Below are 16,274 nucleotides of genomic sequence, written 5' to 3'. Positions count from 1 at the left end.
ATAATTTGCTGAAAAAAGTATGAACGCGCTTGATTTGGTTACTTTTTAATCGTAATTTATTAGATGTAAATTCTGCCACGGAACGCATCTTATGAGTCTTAAAAAACAGTATCTGAAAACCAAACCCGTTTGCAAGGTCACCTTTAGACTTAAAGCTAAGGAAGCCGGCCAGACAAAAACTGCAAAGTTGGTGGGCGACTTCAATCAGTGGAATGAAGCAGTATCTCCTATGCGACATTTAAAAAACGGAGACTTTACGCAGACCATTACGCTTGATATCGAACATACCTACGCATTTCGTTATTTACTGGACAATAAAAGCTGGGAAAATGACTGGGAAGCAGATGGTTATCAGCGTTCGCCGTTAAGCAATGAAGATAATTCGGTAGTGCGGGTATAAAAAGGGGACAAGCTTAAGACTTGTCCCGCAGTTGGTAATTAAACAGACTTTTCAAGTTCGGGTAAAATATCAAATAAATCACCCACCAGACCATAGTCGGCCACCTGAAATATAGGAGCTTCTTCGTCTTTGTTTATTGCCACGATAACTTTAGAGTCTTTCATACCGGCAAGATGCTGAATTGCACCTGAAATACCCACAGCAATATACAGCTGAGGCGCTACAATTTTACCGGTTTGTCCAACCTGCATGTCGTTAGGCACAAACCCTGCATCCACTGCGGCTCGTGAGGCACCGATAGCGGCGCCTAGTTTGTCGGCAATCCCTTCAAGCAGAGCAAAGTTCTCACCATTTTGCATTCCGCGGCCGCCAGAAATGACTATCTCGGCTGCCCCTAATTCAGGACGTTCAGATTCGGTAAGCTCTTCGCCAACAAACGAAACACCTTTGGCCTCTGAGCCTTTATCCAGCTTCTCAATCTCAGCATTATTACCTGTTGCCTGGGCATCAAATGCTGAGGCACGTACAGTCAGTACTTTGATTGAATCTGAAGACTGAACCGTGGCTATTGCGTTACCGGCGTAAATTGGCCTCACGAAGGTGTCATCAGATTCAACGCCGATAACATCAGACAATTGGGCAACATCTAATAGCGCTGCTACACGGGGCATAAAATTCTTACCCGTAGTTGAGGCGCTAGCCAAAATATGACTGTAGTCTTTGCCAATTTCTACTAGCAGGTCAGCGGTATTTTCAGCCAACTGATGCTCAAAGTTTTCATTATCAACAAGCAAAACCTTTGCAACATCATCAATTTTCGCAGCTTCAGATGCGATACCTTCGCAGTTGCTCCCAGCAACCAAAACATGAATATCGCCACCAATTTTCGTGGCAGCGTGCACCAGTTTGGCCGTTTCCGACTTTAACTGGCTGTTATCGTGCTCGGCATATACTAAAACAGTCATCAGATCACCTTCGCTTCGTTTTTAAGCTTATCTACTAATTCAGCTACATCTGCTACTTTTACGCCGCCCTTACGCTGCGCTGGCGCTTCAACTTTTATGACTTTGACATTAGAGGTTAACTCAACACCAAAATCACTGGCTGGCATAACATCTAATGGCTTACGCTTCGCTTTCATGATGTTTGGCAATGATGCATAACGAGGTTCATTAAGGCGAAGATCGGTGGTAACCACAGCGGGTAACGTTAGCGCGATAGTTTGCAGGCCACCATCAATTTCGCGGGTAACCTTAACCGAATCACCGTCTACTTCAACCTGCGAAGCGAATGTGCCTTGAGGCATGTTGGTTAATGCTGCCAGCATTTGCCCGGTTTGGTTATTGTCAGAGTCTATGCTTTGCTTACCAAGAATCACCATTTTAGGCGCTTCTTTTTCTACTACTTTAGCTAATAACTTAGCAATTTGAAGTGAATCCAGTGATTCGTCAGTGTCAATTTGGATACCACGGTCTGCCCCAAGCGCCAGTGCCGTTCTTATTTGTTCCTGACAGCTTTTATTGCCAACCGAAACAACGACAACTTCTTCAGCGATGCCTTTTTCTTTCAGGCGCACGGCTTCTTCTACCGCAATTTCACAAAAGGGATTAATCGCCATTTTAGCGTTAGTGAGATCAACGCCCGAGTTATCAGCTTTTACCCGCACTTTTACGTTGTAGTCAATGGCACGCTTGACCGGTACAAGTATTTTCATTTCTTACCTCAAGATGTGAGTGTTTGCCGGTGACTTAGCACCTTGGTCTGAATTCATCAGATAACTTAATACTGATGCCGCCTCATCGTTTTACCCCGTTTTAACGTAAAACAATGAAGAATATTTACAACCTTTACGTTAACGTAAACTTATCAGCAATCTACTTCCTGTTGACGTAAACGTCAACCTGCATTACCGTTCAGAACGGTATTTAATTTACAAGTTTTTGACACTTCGCATTATTTGTTTCACCTATAGTGCACTATAACGAAAATTTTTAAGGAGCCTGTATGGAACGTGAATCAATGGATTTTGATGTTGTCATTGTTGGGGCTGGTCCAAGTGGTCTGGCTGCAGCATGCCGGTTAATGCAAATGGCGAATGAGGCTAGCCAGGAGCTGATGGTTTGTGTGGTAGAAAAAGGCTCTGAAGTAGGAGCACATATTTTATCGGGAGCGGTTTTTGAACCGCGGGCTTTAGAAGAACTTTTCCCGGACCATAAAGAACGTAAAGCGCCGTTATCCACGCCGGTAACCGAAGATGAAATTTATTTATTGAAAGACGACACGTCATCACAAAAACTGCCTAACGGTCTGACGCCTAAAACAATGCATAATAAAGGCAATTATATTACCTCAATGGGCAATATGTGCCGCTGGCTGGCTGAACAGGCAGAAGAGCTTGGAGTAGAAATATTTCCCGGCTTCCCGGCTACCGATATTCTTTATAATGACGATGGCAGCGTGGCAGGTGTTTCCACGGGCGATATGGGCATTAGCGCCAGTGGCGAACACAAAGATAGTTATATGCCGGGCATGGATTTGCGGGCCAGATATACCTTATTTGCCGAGGGTTCTCGTGGCCATCTTGGCAAAACATTAAACGAGAAGTTTGCTTTAGATAAAGACGCGAGTGAACAACACTATGCGCTGGGTTTTAAAGAAATATGGGATATTGACCCGGCATTGCATCAGCCTGGAAAAGTTATCCATACTGCGGGGTGGCCGCTTGATGAGGCCACCGGTGGTAGCTATTTATACCACGCTGAAGATAACCAGGTTCTGGTAGGACTTATTGTTGATTTAAATTACGACAACCCGTATTTAAGCCCGTATGACGAATTTCAGCGTCTGAAGCATCACCCTTTATTTAGTCAGTACCTTAAAACAGGTAAGCGTGTGTCTTATGGTGCCAGAGCAATTACAAAAGGTGGGTTTAATTCATTACCTACCATGAATTTTCCGGGGGGTTTATTAGTTGGCTGCAATGCCGGCACGCTTAATTTTGCTAAAATAAAAGGGAATCATACGGCGATGAAATCAGGCATGATTGCCGCCGAAACGGTATTTGAGGCGATTGCCAATAATAATGAGTCTAAAAATCTGACCCAATTTGCAGAAAACCTCAAGAACTCCTGGTTGTATGATGAATTATACCGGTCACGAAACTTTGGCCCGGCTATTCACAAGTACGGAAACTTCTGGGGGGGGGCATTTAATACTATCGAGCAGAACTTTTTTGGTGGCAACATGATGGGGGTCACGCTCAAAGACAATACGCCTGATCACGCTCAGTTAAAAACAGCCGATAACTCGGTTAAAATTAATTACCCCAAACCCGATGGTAAATTAAGTTTTGATAAGCCTTCTTCGGTATACCTATCAAATACAAATCATGAAGAGGATCAGCCCTGTCACTTACAATTGATTGACAAAGAAATACCTATAAAAGTTAATTTACCGAAGTATGCAGAGCCTGCTCAGCGTTACTGTCCGGCCGGGGTGTATGAGGTTATTGAACAAAACGGAGAAGATGTTTTCCAAATAAACGCGCAAAATTGTATTCACTGTAAAACGTGCGATATTAAAGATCCCTCTCAAAATATTCGCTGGGTGACACCTGAGGGTACGGGCGGACCTAATTATCCGAATATGTAAAATGATCTTTTTATATTGCCTTTAATTAAAAAGCAGCACATCGCTGCTTTTTTTTTTAATAAAAATTAACTATGATGTATTACGTATTGAATACAAATAAACGCAAGGTTAATAAATGAGCGAATTTCTAGATATTTTAACCCATGGAAGACGTTTACAGGGAGCAGTAAAAGAATTGTCTTTGTCTGAACTTGAAGCGGTTCAGGAAAAACTTGGAAATATTATTGAAAAACGTCGTGAAAAAGCGGCCGAAGATGAACAGAAAGAGCAACAAAAGTTAGAAAAAATTGCTCAAATACATCAACAGATGCAAGAAGCTGGTTTAGATGTTACTGACCTGGAAGCGGGTCAGTCAACTAAAGCCCAACCTCGTAAAACAGGTAAAAAAAGACCCGTTAAGTATTCTTTAACAGATGCTGAAGGTCAGGAACATAAATGGACCGGTATTGGCCGGATGCCTAAAGTTTTTAAAGAAGCAATTGAAAACGGTAAAGACCTGCAAAGTTTCTCTATTTAGTTGCATCTAAAGTAAAATCATTGCACTCAGCCTTTTGAGCTGTAATTAAAAATAAAAAAGCCGGCGATTAAAACATCTTGTTTTATACCGGCTTTTTTTTAGCTTTCAAGATCGCTGGTGTATCGAAACTTATTGATTATCACAACATGTCTTTTAGCACGGAGTTTCTTGATGAATGTTAAGTTGCACTACGAAACCTCAGAGTTGTCGAGCACGGCGCCCTGGTTAGTTTTGATTCATGGCTTGTTTGGAAGTCTGGATAATCTGGCTGTAATTAAACGTTACTTTGAGCAAAGCTATAACATTTTAAGTATTGATTTACCCGACCATGGCCAGTCGCAGCACTTTGAAGCTTTTGACCTGACTACCAGCGCGAACGAAGTTTTTCAGGTTTTAAAAGAAGTGGGGGCGTCACACTATTATCTATTGGGCCATTCATTAGGCGGCAAAGTGGCAATGTTATGTGCATTACACCACCCCGAAATAGTCGCACGCTTAATTGTGGCCGATATTGCCCCGGTCGATTACCCTGCCCGGCACGACAGTATTATCAACGGTTTGAAGTCGGTAAACTTGTCTACACTGAATAATCGCAAAGATGCTGATACTCAGCTTAGTCAACACATTCGTGAGGCGGGTGTTCGACAATTTTTGTTAAAAAGCTTGTATCAAAATGAACAAGACCAATGGTCATGGCGTTTTAATTTAGAAGGTTTGTCTAAAGCCTATGATGACATTCGTACCTGGCCCGCTACCGAACAAACGTTTGATAAACCCACCTTGTTTATAAAAGGAAGTGTATCAGATTATATTCTGGCAGAGCACAAAGAAGCTATTGGCGTCTTGTTTCCTAATGCCAAAGCTCATGTTATTGAAGGCGTAGGCCATTGGCTTCACGCTGAGAAACCACAGGCGTTCAATTCTGTAGTAGATAACTTTATAAGCAAGGGTGCGGCTAAATAAGTAAAATGGCTGCAAACTAACCATCGCTTTTTTGAACGCTATTCTATGCCGCTGCCGTATAGGATATGTTATAGTTCACGCCGAATTGAGATGGGGGGTTTATGCCCGCTAGCAGTTACGAGTTATTTGAATCTGTTTCGATTTACATTGGCCTTGGAGGCTTGTTTATCCTAATGGGTTTAGCCGTGCATGACGTCTTGAAAAAAAACGATGTGCCGCTTATTGGTAAAGTTGTGGTATACGGGGTGTTAGGTGCAGGCGCACTTGGGTTTATAGCAAAAGGCTTAATAGAAGTATTTTGGTTAGGCACCGGCGTATAAGCAAAACAGTTAAATAATAGAGGTTTAATATGGCGACTGTTGGCCTATTTTTCGGAAGCGATACTGGTAACACAGAACATATCGCTAAAATGATTCAAAAAGAACTGGGAAAACATCTGATTGATGTTTTTGATATCGCTAAAAGTAGCAAAGAAGCGATAGCAGAATTTGACTTGCTTATTTTTGGTATTCCAACCTGGTACTACGGCGAAGCTCAATGTGACTGGGATGATTTCTTCCCCGACCTTGAAGAGCTGGACTTTGAAGACAAGTTGGTTGCTATTTTTGGATGTGGCGATCAAGAAGACTATGCTGAATATTTTCTTGATGCCATGGGCATGATTCGTGACATTGTCGAACCTAAAGGTGCAATTTTGGTAGGTCAGTGGTCCACTGACGGCTACGAGTTTGAAGCATCAAAAGGCATGGCAGACGATGATCATTTTGTTGGCTTGGGCATCGATGAAGACCGTCAGCCTGAACTTACTGAAGAACGTGTAAAAGCCTGGTGTAAGCAGCTTTATGATGAGTTGTGTCTGGCTGAACTCGCATAAATAGGTAATAGGTAATTCAAGTATTAAAAAAAGCTGCTTTATAGCAGCTTTTTTTATACTTAAAGCACCGTCATGCTACAGATTTACAGTTTAAAACGCTCGACCGCATTACGTAAGCTGTTCATTTGATTGTCTAATCGGGATACCGTTTCGCTTGCTTTATGAGTACTCTGGGCACTTGAATCAGCAAGCTTTACAATAGTGCTGAGGCTGTCCGCAACCTGGGCAAGTAAAGAATCCTGATTCTGAGTATCGGTAACGATTTGGTCATTGATGCTTCCTAACCGACTTATAATATCGCTGATTTGGTCTACCTGTGACTTAACCTGTTCGGTTATCTGAACACCTGCCTGTGCTTGCTCACGCCCCGAATTAATAGCGCTTACTGCACTGTCAGCATCTTTTTGTAAACGGCTGATCATGTTTTCGATTTCTTCAGTGGAATTTTGGGTACGGGTTGCCAGTGTTCTTACCTCATCGGCAACGACCGCAAACCCTCTACCCTGTTCTCCGGCACGTGCGGCTTCTATAGCGGCATTCAACGCCAGTAAATTAGTTTGTTCGGCAATGGTTTTGATTACATCTAAAATACTGCCAATATTACGGCTATTTTCATTTAGTCGAGCCACTGTTTTCGCTGAAATTTCAGCCTGAGTTGCCTGCTGAGTACTTTGTTGACGACTTTGCTCTACTAAAGCTGCAATCGTTTGGCTTTGTTCAGTAATTGTATTTAAGGCCGCACTTGACTGTTGTATCTGAGCCAGATTGCTACCGCTGGTATGGCGAATATTCTGAGTGTTTTCGGCGGTCCCGGTAACGTGCTCGCGTTGTTCGTCTACATCTTTTAAGCTTTGCTCGCCAATCGCCAAACTGTCCTTAATAATGGCGACAAGTTGCTGTTCCTGAATATGAATATTGCCGATTAATTCTCGTAGGCTTTCAATAAGTAAATTAACTTTATGCGCCAGCCGCGAAAATTCGTCATTACCATTTTCATCAAGAGAAGTTGTTAAATCACCTGTAGCAAGTCGGTCTAATCTTTGATTTATATGACTCAGGGGTCGGGCAATACTACGGGTAGCCATCGTGCCTAATATAAGCGCGGCAAGTAAACCCACGGCTGAAACGGTCAGAGTTTCTATTAAGCTTTCCTGAACCGTTTCAACAATACCGCGTTGGCCATCAATAGTGGCTTTACTTACCTCATCAAACAATAAATTAGTAGCAATCAATGCCTGATTCAAAGCTGTGTCTGCCTGATTACGGTAGGTAATGCTTTGCGCCACAGCGTTTAGCTGGGCAAGATGCAGCGATGTTAAGCCGGTTCCGGGCTCACGTATAAGGTTAAGTAAATTATCAAATTCGGTATTAAATTTAGCGACCGTACCCTCGTTGTCTATGGTCTTAGCTAACGTATTGAGAAAGTCTTTATCAACACCAAGGTTGCTGAACTGATAATTCAGATCTTCAATGACTTGTTCAGAGGCTGTTGTTGTCTCGGCCTGAACCAGCTCTGTAAGCGCGGTATTCAGTGTCAAAAGCTTATTGTCTATGTTGGTACCGGCTCCAATTAACGTATCGACACCCGCAATATCGCTGTCAAGATAGCTTAAATCTAACATCAGGGCGCTGGCTTCATCTGCGCTTGCTAAGACGTCAGCTAACCTGGCTTTTCGCTGTGTCTCAAGCTGCAATTTTTGTTGTAAAGCGCTGTACATCTGTGTAGCAGCTTGCACAAACCTGTGAGATTGTTCAATAGCCTGCTTAAGAGTTTGCTGGCGCACGTTGTCTGTATCGTGCTGCTGTAATTGCGTTAGTTGTTTATCAAACTGTGCGCTAAGCGATGTGAACTGATTTATGTTTTGAACAAGCGCTGCGGGTTCATCTTTGTGAAACCCATTTGCCACTATTGTCGATAATGAAAGCGTTTCAGATTTAAGCTCCATCATCTGAATTTGTAGTGGCATTTTCTTTTCTACCACTGATACCGCCGCTTGCCTTATTTCAGTAAGTCCGAAAAATGACAGTATTCCGATAAGTAATAGTAACAACCAGAATACGGCAAAACCCATTATTATTTTTTTTACGACGGTGAGCTGCACCTTGCTACATCCTGCAAACTTTTCTGCGGCTGCTAACATACAAAATTGTTACACAATTGTAAATAAGCGTTCAGACTGTAAGGTATACAAAGGTATTCGCATTTAAAACCGTTTTTGATAGAAAACGCACTGAAAAGTAAACACGTAAGACAAAGGCGCCCTTATCTGATGGTTTTTCAATCAAATATTTGACAAACGTACCCTTTTACTTTCAAATCAATTCAAGTTACCTATAATAACCTCTATCTTCGAACAGCCCCTGAAGTTGGTATTAATGGATCAAAATAAAGAGTTGAAAAAGGCAGGCTTAAAAGTCACCTTACCGCGCCTTAAAATACTGCAAATTTTGCAGGAGCCGAAGAATCAGCATATTAGTGCTGAGGACGTATATAAAATCTTAATAGACCATGGTGAAGAAATTGGCCTTGCGACTGTTTACAGGGTGCTTAATCAGTTCGACGATGCGGGCATTTTAAACCGCCACCATTTTGAAGGTGGCAAGTCAGTCTTTGAAATAAGCCACAAAGATCACCACGATCATCTGGTTTGTTTAAAATGCGGCAAAGTTATCGAATTTGAAGATGACATGATAGAACGTCGTCAGCTTGAAATTGCCAGTGAAAACAACATGAAGCTGACTCACCATAGTCTTTATCTCTATGGCGAGTGTGCCGATGGTGAATGCGACGAAGTTGAGTAGCAAACGCTCATCTTTGGGTAACTGACCCATTATTATCATCAAGCCCGTTATTCAGAATAGCGGGTTTTTTAATAGCCTGAATTTGTATCGGTTAAACAGCGTAATGGCTTGTTGCCAAACCGGCCCTGGCATTCCTGTACCTACCGTGTGCTCTGCAATACTGACAACCGGAGTAATTTCTTTACTCGAACTTGTTAACCATACCTCCTGAGCATCAAGCAACATAGCTTTACTTATCGCGGTTTCTACAACGTCAATACCTTCTCTTGCAAGGCTATTAATAACCAGCTGTCGGGTAATGCCTGGCAATAACTGATAGTCCAAAGCAGGGGTATAGATGGTATTGTCATGTACTACAAAAACATTGCACGAACTGGCTTCTGTTACTTCATCATTGCGGTTAAGTAAAATAGTTTCCTGTTTACCCTGAGCCCTGCCCTGCTCAAAATGCATGACATTGCCTAATAGCGAGGTAGACTTTATATGGCACCGCTCCCAGCGCCGGTCTTTTTCCAGGGCCACCTGTAAACCCGCTACCTGATCGATGGTACATTGCGGGGGGGCCGGCAGTGAAAATCCATAGCCGAAAATAGTGGGGGTGATATTTTCAGGAAACGCATGGCCCCGGGTCATTTGGGTTCCCCGGGTTATCTGTAAATAAACACCTATATAGTCGCTGGCTAAGTGTTCGCGATTTTTACTGATTAGTGTATCGATGACCGATACCCACTTATCCTTCGTAAAGGGATTTTTAATCTGAAGCTCTTGTAGACCGGCGTCCATGCGCTGTAAATGCGCGTTTATCCCTATCGTGCGACCATAATGGCTGGGAATAACTTCATAAATGCCATCTCCAAATAAAAAACCCCGGTCCATAGGTGATATTGTGGCTTGTTCTAAGGGCACGTATGCGTTGTTTAAAAACGCTGTTGTCATAACTAATTTTTACCTTCAAATAATTGTCGATCGAGCCGGTTTCTGAGTAACCATTTGGAGCGGGCATTATCAATATCAACCTTGGAAAAGGTAATAATATCGCCCGGCACAGCCTGAGCCAGCCGATAAATGTCGTATTCAGCCACACACCCAATTTTGGGGTAACCCCCCAGCGTTTGTCGGTCAGACATCATAACGATGGGCTGACCATCAGGCGGTAACTGTATGGCGCCAAAATTAATGCCTTCTGAATACATTGTACTTATTTGAGGCTCAATGGGCTGTCCTTTTAAACGGTATCCCATTCTGTCAATCTGGTGGGTGACCTGGTATTCACTGGCCAGGAATAACGGCAACTGCCAGCCTTCAAATGTTTTAACCTGATAACCAGGAATCATTTCTAATGGAGCGTTAAGACTGTAATCAGGAATTTCACGGTCTTTTAAGTGACGATGCGTATGTGTAGCCGCTTGCAGTGTATCAACTACAATTTCATCATTCGCTTTTAAAGGTTTACCGGCGTTGTTCAGGCCCCCGGCGTGTTCGCGCATTACAATAGACTGGCTTTGCGCTACATAGGGTAAGGCCCATTTACCCGCAATACCAACATAGCTGCGGGTGCCTAATTTTGCCGGAGTAACAGTTACATTGTCACCTGCAGCAAGTTGCTGTGTTTGCCATGCCTGAGCCGGGCTATCATTAATATGTAAACTTAAGTCCGGGCCTCCAACAGCAATAGTACAGGCGGCATCTACGCTAAAGCAAAATGTACCAATGACCTCGAATGTAGCACTATGGCGGGGATCGCCACACAGCCAGTTTACCAGATGATAACTACGAATATCAGCGGCCCCTGAGACGCAAAATCCGACTTCCTGCATGTTTACGCTACGCCCGGCATCCACAACCAGTGCCAGCATGCCCGAGTCTACTATTTTAACGGTAATATTACTCATTACACAGAGCCCTGTAGTGTTGCTCGTCTATGGCGTAAAACCGGACAGTATCGCCAGGCTGCAATTTAACCGGTTGCTCCCAGTCTAAATTGAACAACGGCGTTGGACATAAACCCAGCAGATGCCATCCGCCTGGTGATTCACTGGGATAAACAGCGGTCTGCCGATCGGCGATAGCCACCGCTCCCTTAGGAACCCGATTGCGTGGGGTGGCCAGACGCGGACAGCTCAACGCTTCAGGCAGCTCGCCCATATAACCAAAACCGGGCGCAAACCCGATAGTAAATACCTGAAAATCAGACTGAGTATGTAAGTCTATAATTTCTTCCTGACTCAGCCCGGTATGCTCACAGACCAAGTCAAAGTCGTTGGCCTGAGGTGCCTGATACCAAACGGGAAGCTCAAAATGCTGAGTCTTATCTTCGCTGCCCTGCTCTGGTACCGCATTACGTAATGCCTGATAAACGGTATGAACATCGGCTTTTTGCAGATCAAATAATACTAATAAAGAATCATACCCTGGAATAGCAGCGTTCAGCCATTGCGGGTAATGCTTCTTTAACGCAAGTTTCATTGCCTGAACTGCCTGGTTGGTCTGCGTCAGCGTCGGCCGCTCAAAATAAACAATAAGACCGTCAATTCCCGCCGGTTCGATGCGTTTTATACTGCCAAACGCTTGCATGGTATTTATCCCTCTGCGTTGGTGATGATTTGTTGTCGTATGGTTTTGGCCATCGCTACTGCTCCGGCGGTGTCCCCATGCACACAGAGCGTATCCACCTTCAGCTTAAGTTTACGGTGGTTCTGAGTAACAATAATACCCTCGTTTATCAAACGCTGGGTCTGGGCGATGGCATCATCATAACTGAGTACCGCGTCGGCACAATTTCGCGAGACCAGATAACCCTCATCGGTATAGCGCCGGTCTGCGAACGCTTCAAACATAAGGTCAACATTGTATTGCCGGGCTTCTTGTTGAAGCTGCTCGTAATCGGGATGCGCCTGTACCATCAGACTAAGCTGGTGATGGCCAAAACTACCAACCGCTTCAAATACAGCCTCTCGCAGATGACGCTGTTGCATCATGTCATTGTACAAGGCGCCATGCGGTTTAACATAAGTAATCTGCCCCCCCTGCACGGTAGCCATACCGCTCAAAGCGCTAATCTGGTACTGCAATGCAGCGATAATCTCGGGGTTACTCATTGCCATACTTCGCCGGCCAAATCCTTCACGGTCAGGATAGGAAGGGTGTGCCCCCAATGACAGCTTGTTTTTTATGGCCTCGGCCAGCGATTGTTGCAAGGTTACCGGGTCTCCCGCATGAAACCCGCACGCAATATTGGCCTGGTCAATTAATGGCATAATGGCCGAGTCTACGGGCATCTTCCAGGCACCGTAGCTTTCTCCTAAATCGCAATTTAACCACATAGTTTCTTCGCTCTTATTTCCATAGTGCGATATCATAGTAACTGTAATTTCACAGACAGTCAGGTTCAATGATACAGGTTGGTAAAATAAACGAGCTGCAGGTATGCAGCCAATTTCCTTTTGGTTTTCAGTTGCGTGATCCGAATGCTGAAGATCAGTTTGACGAACAAATGGTCACCTTGCTTAGCAGCGATGCTCCTGCTGAACTTAAAACAGGTGCAACCGTAAATGTGTTTGTGTTGCCCGATGAAACCGGCGCATTGGTTGCTAAAACTACGCCCCCTGCCATTTTAGCGGGTCAGACAAAAGTATTGAGAGCCGTGAATGCGACCCATTTTGGCGCCTTTTTCGACTGGGGTTTAGACAAAGACTTGTTGGTACCCACTCAGTATCAGGAAGCGTCTATTGATCCAGGTCGCTATTATGTAGTGCATGCTTTTTACGATAAAAAAACGCAACGGATTTTGGGCGCCACCCGTCTTCATTATTTTCTGGAAGAACACAACGACGACCTTGCACCTAAACAAAATGTTAGCGCACTGGTTTATGCAAAAACTGAACTTGGTTTTAAAGTGGTCATAGATGAGCGCTTCACCGGTGTTATTTTTCACTCTGATGCTTTCAAACCCCTTCGTATTGGCGAGCAGGTCGATGCTTTTGTAAAAGAGATCCGCGAAGACGGTAAGCTTAATATTGCACTTCAGCGCACCGACAAAGTGGGCCGCAGTAATCTTGAAGAAGCAATTATTGAAGATTTAGAAGCCCATGGCGGCATTTCCACGCTCACAGACAAAGCCCAGCCAGACGAAATATACTCTCGTTTTCAGGTGAGCAAAGCAGCATATAAAAAAGCATTAGGTGCGTTGTACAAACAGCGCAAAATTGTTATCGACAAACAGGCTGTGCGCCTGAACAGCAATAAAGGATAAAACATGAAAGCGACGGTTTCCTGGAATCAGGATCTTAGTTTTACCGGTGTCACTGAATCAGGGTACAAAACGGTTATGGACGGTAATGGTAAAGCCATTTCGCCTATGGAATCAGTACTACTGGCAGTCGGTGCATGTTCAAGTATCGATGTGGTCGATATTCTTAAAAAAGGTCGAAATGATGTCACCCACTGCGAATGCGAACTTGACGCTCAGCGCGCTGAAGAACCCCCTAAGGTTTTTACTTCCATTCATGCTCACTATGTAGTGACGGGTCAGGATTTAAGTGAAAAAGCCGTATCGCGCGCAGTAAAATTATCGGCTGAGAAATATTGCTCGGTCATGCTGATGGTAAAAGATACTGTTACCATTACCACCAGTTTTACGCTGAACACCGCGCAACAATAACCCATCAATGAAAGCTTAGGTAAACTCTTACAACCTAAGCTTTTTAGCGTTATTCATAAGTACGCGCCCGTTTGGTAACTATGGTGTCAATGTAGGCGTGCCAGGTGGCATACCCCAACAGCGGCATCAGCACTAAAAAACCAATAAAGCCGGTGATAAAACCTAGTATTACGGTAAAAAAGATAATGCTCGCCCAAATTATCATTGGTAATTTGTTCAGCCACACCGCATTGACGCTGGTAAGTAAGGCGGTGGCCAGGTCCACTTTGCGTTCCATCAAAATGGGCTGGGTAAACGCACTGATAAATAACAACAGCAGCGCAAAGACGGCTCCAATTGCAGAGCCAATAATTATGAATGGCCACAGATCACTTAAGGTTTCATCAAGATACGGTGGATATAGTGCGTGAATCAGTGACGCTACCCGCAGCCAGAATATCATCAGAATCAGCAACACTACGGCAAAACCCCAGCCGTTTACGGCATTCCGCTTTATTGCTTTTAGTGAATGACCAAAACTCGGCCGATGCCCTTTTTCCAGCTCCCAGCTAACATCATATAATCCCGCAGCTATAAAGGGCCCTATCAGCATAAAACAGACAATGGCCGGCATAATAATTAAATGCCACCCGGTAAGGGTCACGAGATACGTTATAAGTAACGGTACTAACGTAAATACGACGCCATACACCAGGGTATGTACCGGCGCGCGTTTCATATCGCGAGCTGCCAGGGTGAGCCATTTTAACGGATCGCGAACAGATAATTGCCGACACGGTATTACCCGTGCAATGCCACTGTCGGTAATCGCATTATGGGGCGTTTCTTTAAACGGTTGTGACATGAGCCGGCCTCGCGGTTAAATAGGTGTGTCAGCGCCCTTTTGCAAAATAAACCTCGAATTTGCTGTTTTAACCATAGCGCAACCACCAGTTTTAACAAGTCATTAACGTTTGTTATCATTAATTTTAAAATGATAAATGTTTAATTCATCCGTTTAAAATTAACCGACTAAACCGACAGGTGTTTCTTTTTGATTATAAATTGAGAGCTAATTTGAAGATTTAGAATAAATCATGTGTTTATGATTGTTTTAGCATACTTTTTTTACAGAAATGCATATATACCCATCGCAAGTAATTGGGCTTTACGATAGTCTGAATGTTCCATGTATTGATTAAGCAGGATCATGAAGCCAGTAGCTCGTTCACATAAACTTGATAATGTTTGCTATGACATTCGCGGCCCTATCGCTGCCCGGGCTCGCAAAATGGAAGATGAAGGTCATCGTATACTCAAACTAAATATTGGTAACCCGGCACCTTTTGGTTTTGAAGCACCTGATGATATTGTCAAAGATGTTATTTATAACCTGCCTACCTCGCAGGGCTATTCAGACTCTACGGGTATTTATGGGGCCCGCGTGGCGGTGATGCAGTATTACCAGCAGATGAATGTTAAAAACCTTCAGACCAGCGATGTATTTATCGGCAACGGCGTCAGTGAGATGATCATGATGTCGATGCAGGCGTTGTTAAACACAGGGGATGAGGTATTGCTGCCTGCTCCTGATTATCCGCTATGGACCGCCGCGGTAAGTTTGTCCTCTGGCACACCCGTGCACTATCGCTGTGATGAGCAGGCCGACTGGTTTCCCGATATTGACGATATTAAAAGCAAGATTACCTCGCGCACCCGGGCTATCGTTCTTATTAATCCGAACAACCCCACGGGGGCGGTGTACAGCGTAGCACTTTTAAAAGAGATTGTGGCACTTGCGCGCGAGCATGGGCTGGTCATATTTTCAGATGAGATTTATGACAAAATTTTGTACGACGGCCATCAACATACCTGTATAGCATCGCTGACCGACGATGTGTTTGTGGTTACCTTAAGCGGACTTTCAAAAAATTATCGGGTGGCCGGCTTTCGGGCTGGCTGGATGGTGGTTAGCGGCAACAAACGTATTGCTAAAGACTATATCGAAGGACTGAATATTTTGTCGTCCATGCGAATGTGTGCAAATGTACCTTGTCAGGCTGCGATCCAAACCGCATTAGGCGGGTATCAAAGTATTCAGAATTTAGTGAGCGAAGGTGGCCGGTTACGCCAGCAGCGTGATGTTACGGTCAATATGCTTAATCAAATTGAGGGAATTCATTGTGTTAAACCTAAAGGGGCTATGTATTGCTTTGCCCGGGTCGACGCCGCTAAATTTAATATCAACAACGATGAACAAATGATATTTGATTTGCTGAATGCCGAAAAAATATTGTTAGTTCATGGACGTGCATTTAATTTAAACGAAGGTATTTACTTTAGATTGGTTTTTTTACCGCATGTTGATGTACTGACACCGGCATTGACCAAAATAAACACGTTTTTTTCTCGTTACCAACAGGTTTGA

Annotated in this window: 18 protein-coding genes; 10 read left to right on the top strand and 8 right to left on the bottom strand. The window is 43.9% G+C overall.

Annotated elements, in window-relative coordinates:
• The first annotated feature begins 91 nt into the window (after positions 1-91).
• Entirely contained in the window at positions 92-400 is a 309-nt protein-coding gene (locus JK130_RS04245) for an isoamylase early set domain-containing protein (RefSeq protein ID WP_218352977.1), read from the top strand.
• Positions 401-438: 38 nt separating this feature from the next.
• Here the strand turns inward: JK130_RS04245 and JK130_RS04240 are convergent, their stop codons facing one another.
• A complete protein-coding gene (locus JK130_RS04240) occupies positions 439-1,365 on the bottom strand; it encodes an electron transfer flavoprotein subunit alpha/FixB family protein (protein ID WP_218352976.1) in 927 nt (308 codons plus the stop codon).
• The gene (locus tag JK130_RS04235) at positions 1,365-2,114 is read right to left on the bottom strand and encodes an electron transfer flavoprotein subunit beta/FixA family protein (protein ID WP_218352975.1); all 750 of its coding nucleotides are present in this window, start codon (positions 2,112-2,114) and stop codon (positions 1,365-1,367) included. The genes JK130_RS04240 and JK130_RS04235 overlap by 1 nt, the downstream gene beginning before the upstream one ends.
• 290 nt (positions 2,115-2,404) lie before the next feature.
• On the opposite strand from JK130_RS04235, the gene JK130_RS04230 reads away from it, so the two are divergent.
• From JK130_RS04230 to fldA, 5 genes are all read left to right on the top strand, one after another.
• Positions 2,405-4,051: an electron transfer flavoprotein-ubiquinone oxidoreductase gene (locus JK130_RS04230; RefSeq protein WP_218352974.1), complete on the top strand. Its 1,647-nt coding sequence runs from the start codon at positions 2,405-2,407 to the stop codon at positions 4,049-4,051.
• 115 nt (positions 4,052-4,166) lie between these two features.
• Entirely contained in the window at positions 4,167-4,568 is a 402-nt protein-coding gene (locus JK130_RS04225) for an H-NS histone family protein (RefSeq protein WP_218352973.1), read from the top strand.
• Between the two features lie 171 nt (positions 4,569-4,739).
• Complete coding sequence (locus tag JK130_RS04220; RefSeq protein ID WP_218352972.1) at positions 4,740-5,531, top strand: alpha/beta fold hydrolase; 792 nt, start codon at positions 4,740-4,742, stop codon at positions 5,529-5,531.
• 101 nt (positions 5,532-5,632) lie between these two features.
• The gene (locus tag JK130_RS04215) at positions 5,633-5,851 is read left to right on the top strand and encodes a DUF2788 domain-containing protein (protein WP_218352971.1); all 219 of its coding nucleotides are present in this window, start codon (positions 5,633-5,635) and stop codon (positions 5,849-5,851) included.
• 29 nt (positions 5,852-5,880) lie between these two features.
• Positions 5,881-6,405: a flavodoxin FldA gene (fldA, locus tag JK130_RS04210; RefSeq protein ID WP_218352970.1), complete on the top strand. Its 525-nt coding sequence runs from the start codon at positions 5,881-5,883 to the stop codon at positions 6,403-6,405.
• Positions 6,406-6,488: 83 nt separating this feature from the next.
• On the opposite strand, the gene JK130_RS04205 is transcribed toward fldA, so the two are convergent.
• Positions 6,489-8,507, bottom strand: a complete 2,019-nt coding sequence (locus JK130_RS04205; RefSeq protein WP_218352969.1) for a methyl-accepting chemotaxis protein — start codon at positions 8,505-8,507, stop codon at positions 6,489-6,491.
• Positions 8,508-8,781: 274 nt separating this feature from the next.
• Here JK130_RS04205 and fur point away from each other — a divergent pair, with 274 nt between their 5' ends.
• A complete protein-coding gene (gene fur / locus JK130_RS04200; protein ID WP_218352968.1) occupies positions 8,782-9,207 on the top strand; it encodes a ferric iron uptake transcriptional regulator in 426 nt (141 codons plus the stop codon).
• 51 nt (positions 9,208-9,258) lie between these two features.
• On the opposite strand, the gene JK130_RS04195 is transcribed toward fur, so the two are convergent.
• From JK130_RS04195 to JK130_RS04180, 4 genes are read right to left on the bottom strand one after another with little or no spacing between them, the layout of a single operon-like run.
• Positions 9,259-10,143 (bottom strand): aminotransferase class IV, encoded by an 885-nt coding sequence (locus JK130_RS04195; protein ID WP_218352967.1) that lies wholly within the window; start codon positions 10,141-10,143, stop codon positions 9,259-9,261.
• A 2-nt stretch (positions 10,144-10,145) separates the two neighbouring features.
• Entirely contained in the window at positions 10,146-11,099 is a 954-nt protein-coding gene (locus JK130_RS04190) for a 5-oxoprolinase subunit C family protein (RefSeq protein ID WP_218352966.1), read from the bottom strand.
• Positions 11,092-11,781 (bottom strand): 5-oxoprolinase subunit PxpB, encoded by a 690-nt coding sequence (pxpB, locus tag JK130_RS04185; RefSeq protein WP_218352965.1) that lies wholly within the window; start codon positions 11,779-11,781, stop codon positions 11,092-11,094. The genes JK130_RS04190 and pxpB overlap by 8 nt, the downstream gene beginning before the upstream one ends.
• A 5-nt stretch (positions 11,782-11,786) precedes the next feature.
• Positions 11,787-12,530 (bottom strand): 5-oxoprolinase subunit PxpA, encoded by a 744-nt coding sequence (locus JK130_RS04180; RefSeq protein ID WP_218352964.1) that lies wholly within the window; start codon positions 12,528-12,530, stop codon positions 11,787-11,789.
• 68 nt (positions 12,531-12,598) lie between these two features.
• Here JK130_RS04180 and JK130_RS04175 point away from each other — a divergent pair, with 68 nt between their 5' ends.
• Together JK130_RS04175 and JK130_RS04170 are read left to right on the top strand one after the other, a co-directional pair.
• On the top strand, positions 12,599-13,459 hold the full coding sequence (locus tag JK130_RS04175) for a CvfB family protein (RefSeq protein WP_218352963.1): 861 nt from the start codon (positions 12,599-12,601) through the stop codon (positions 13,457-13,459).
• A gap of 3 nt (positions 13,460-13,462) precedes the next feature.
• Positions 13,463-13,867 carry an OsmC family protein gene (locus tag JK130_RS04170; RefSeq protein ID WP_218352962.1) on the top strand — a complete coding sequence of 135 codons (405 nt, stop codon included), beginning with the start codon at positions 13,463-13,465 and terminating at the stop codon, positions 13,865-13,867.
• 49 nt (positions 13,868-13,916) lie between these two features.
• On the opposite strand, the gene JK130_RS04165 is transcribed toward JK130_RS04170, so the two are convergent.
• A complete protein-coding gene (locus JK130_RS04165) occupies positions 13,917-14,711 on the bottom strand; it encodes a DUF2189 domain-containing protein (protein ID WP_218352961.1) in 795 nt (264 codons plus the stop codon).
• Between the two features lie 345 nt (positions 14,712-15,056).
• Between JK130_RS04165 and JK130_RS04160 the strand changes: the two genes are divergently transcribed.
• On the top strand, positions 15,057-16,274 hold the full coding sequence (locus JK130_RS04160) for a pyridoxal phosphate-dependent aminotransferase (protein WP_218352960.1): 1,218 nt from the start codon (positions 15,057-15,059) through the stop codon (positions 16,272-16,274).

Source organism: Alteromonas lipotrueiana, assembly GCF_019249245.1.
Taxonomy (GTDB): Bacteria; Pseudomonadota; Gammaproteobacteria; order Enterobacterales; family Alteromonadaceae; genus Alteromonas; species Alteromonas lipotrueiana.
This window is presented reverse-complemented; position numbering and strand designations above follow the sequence as displayed.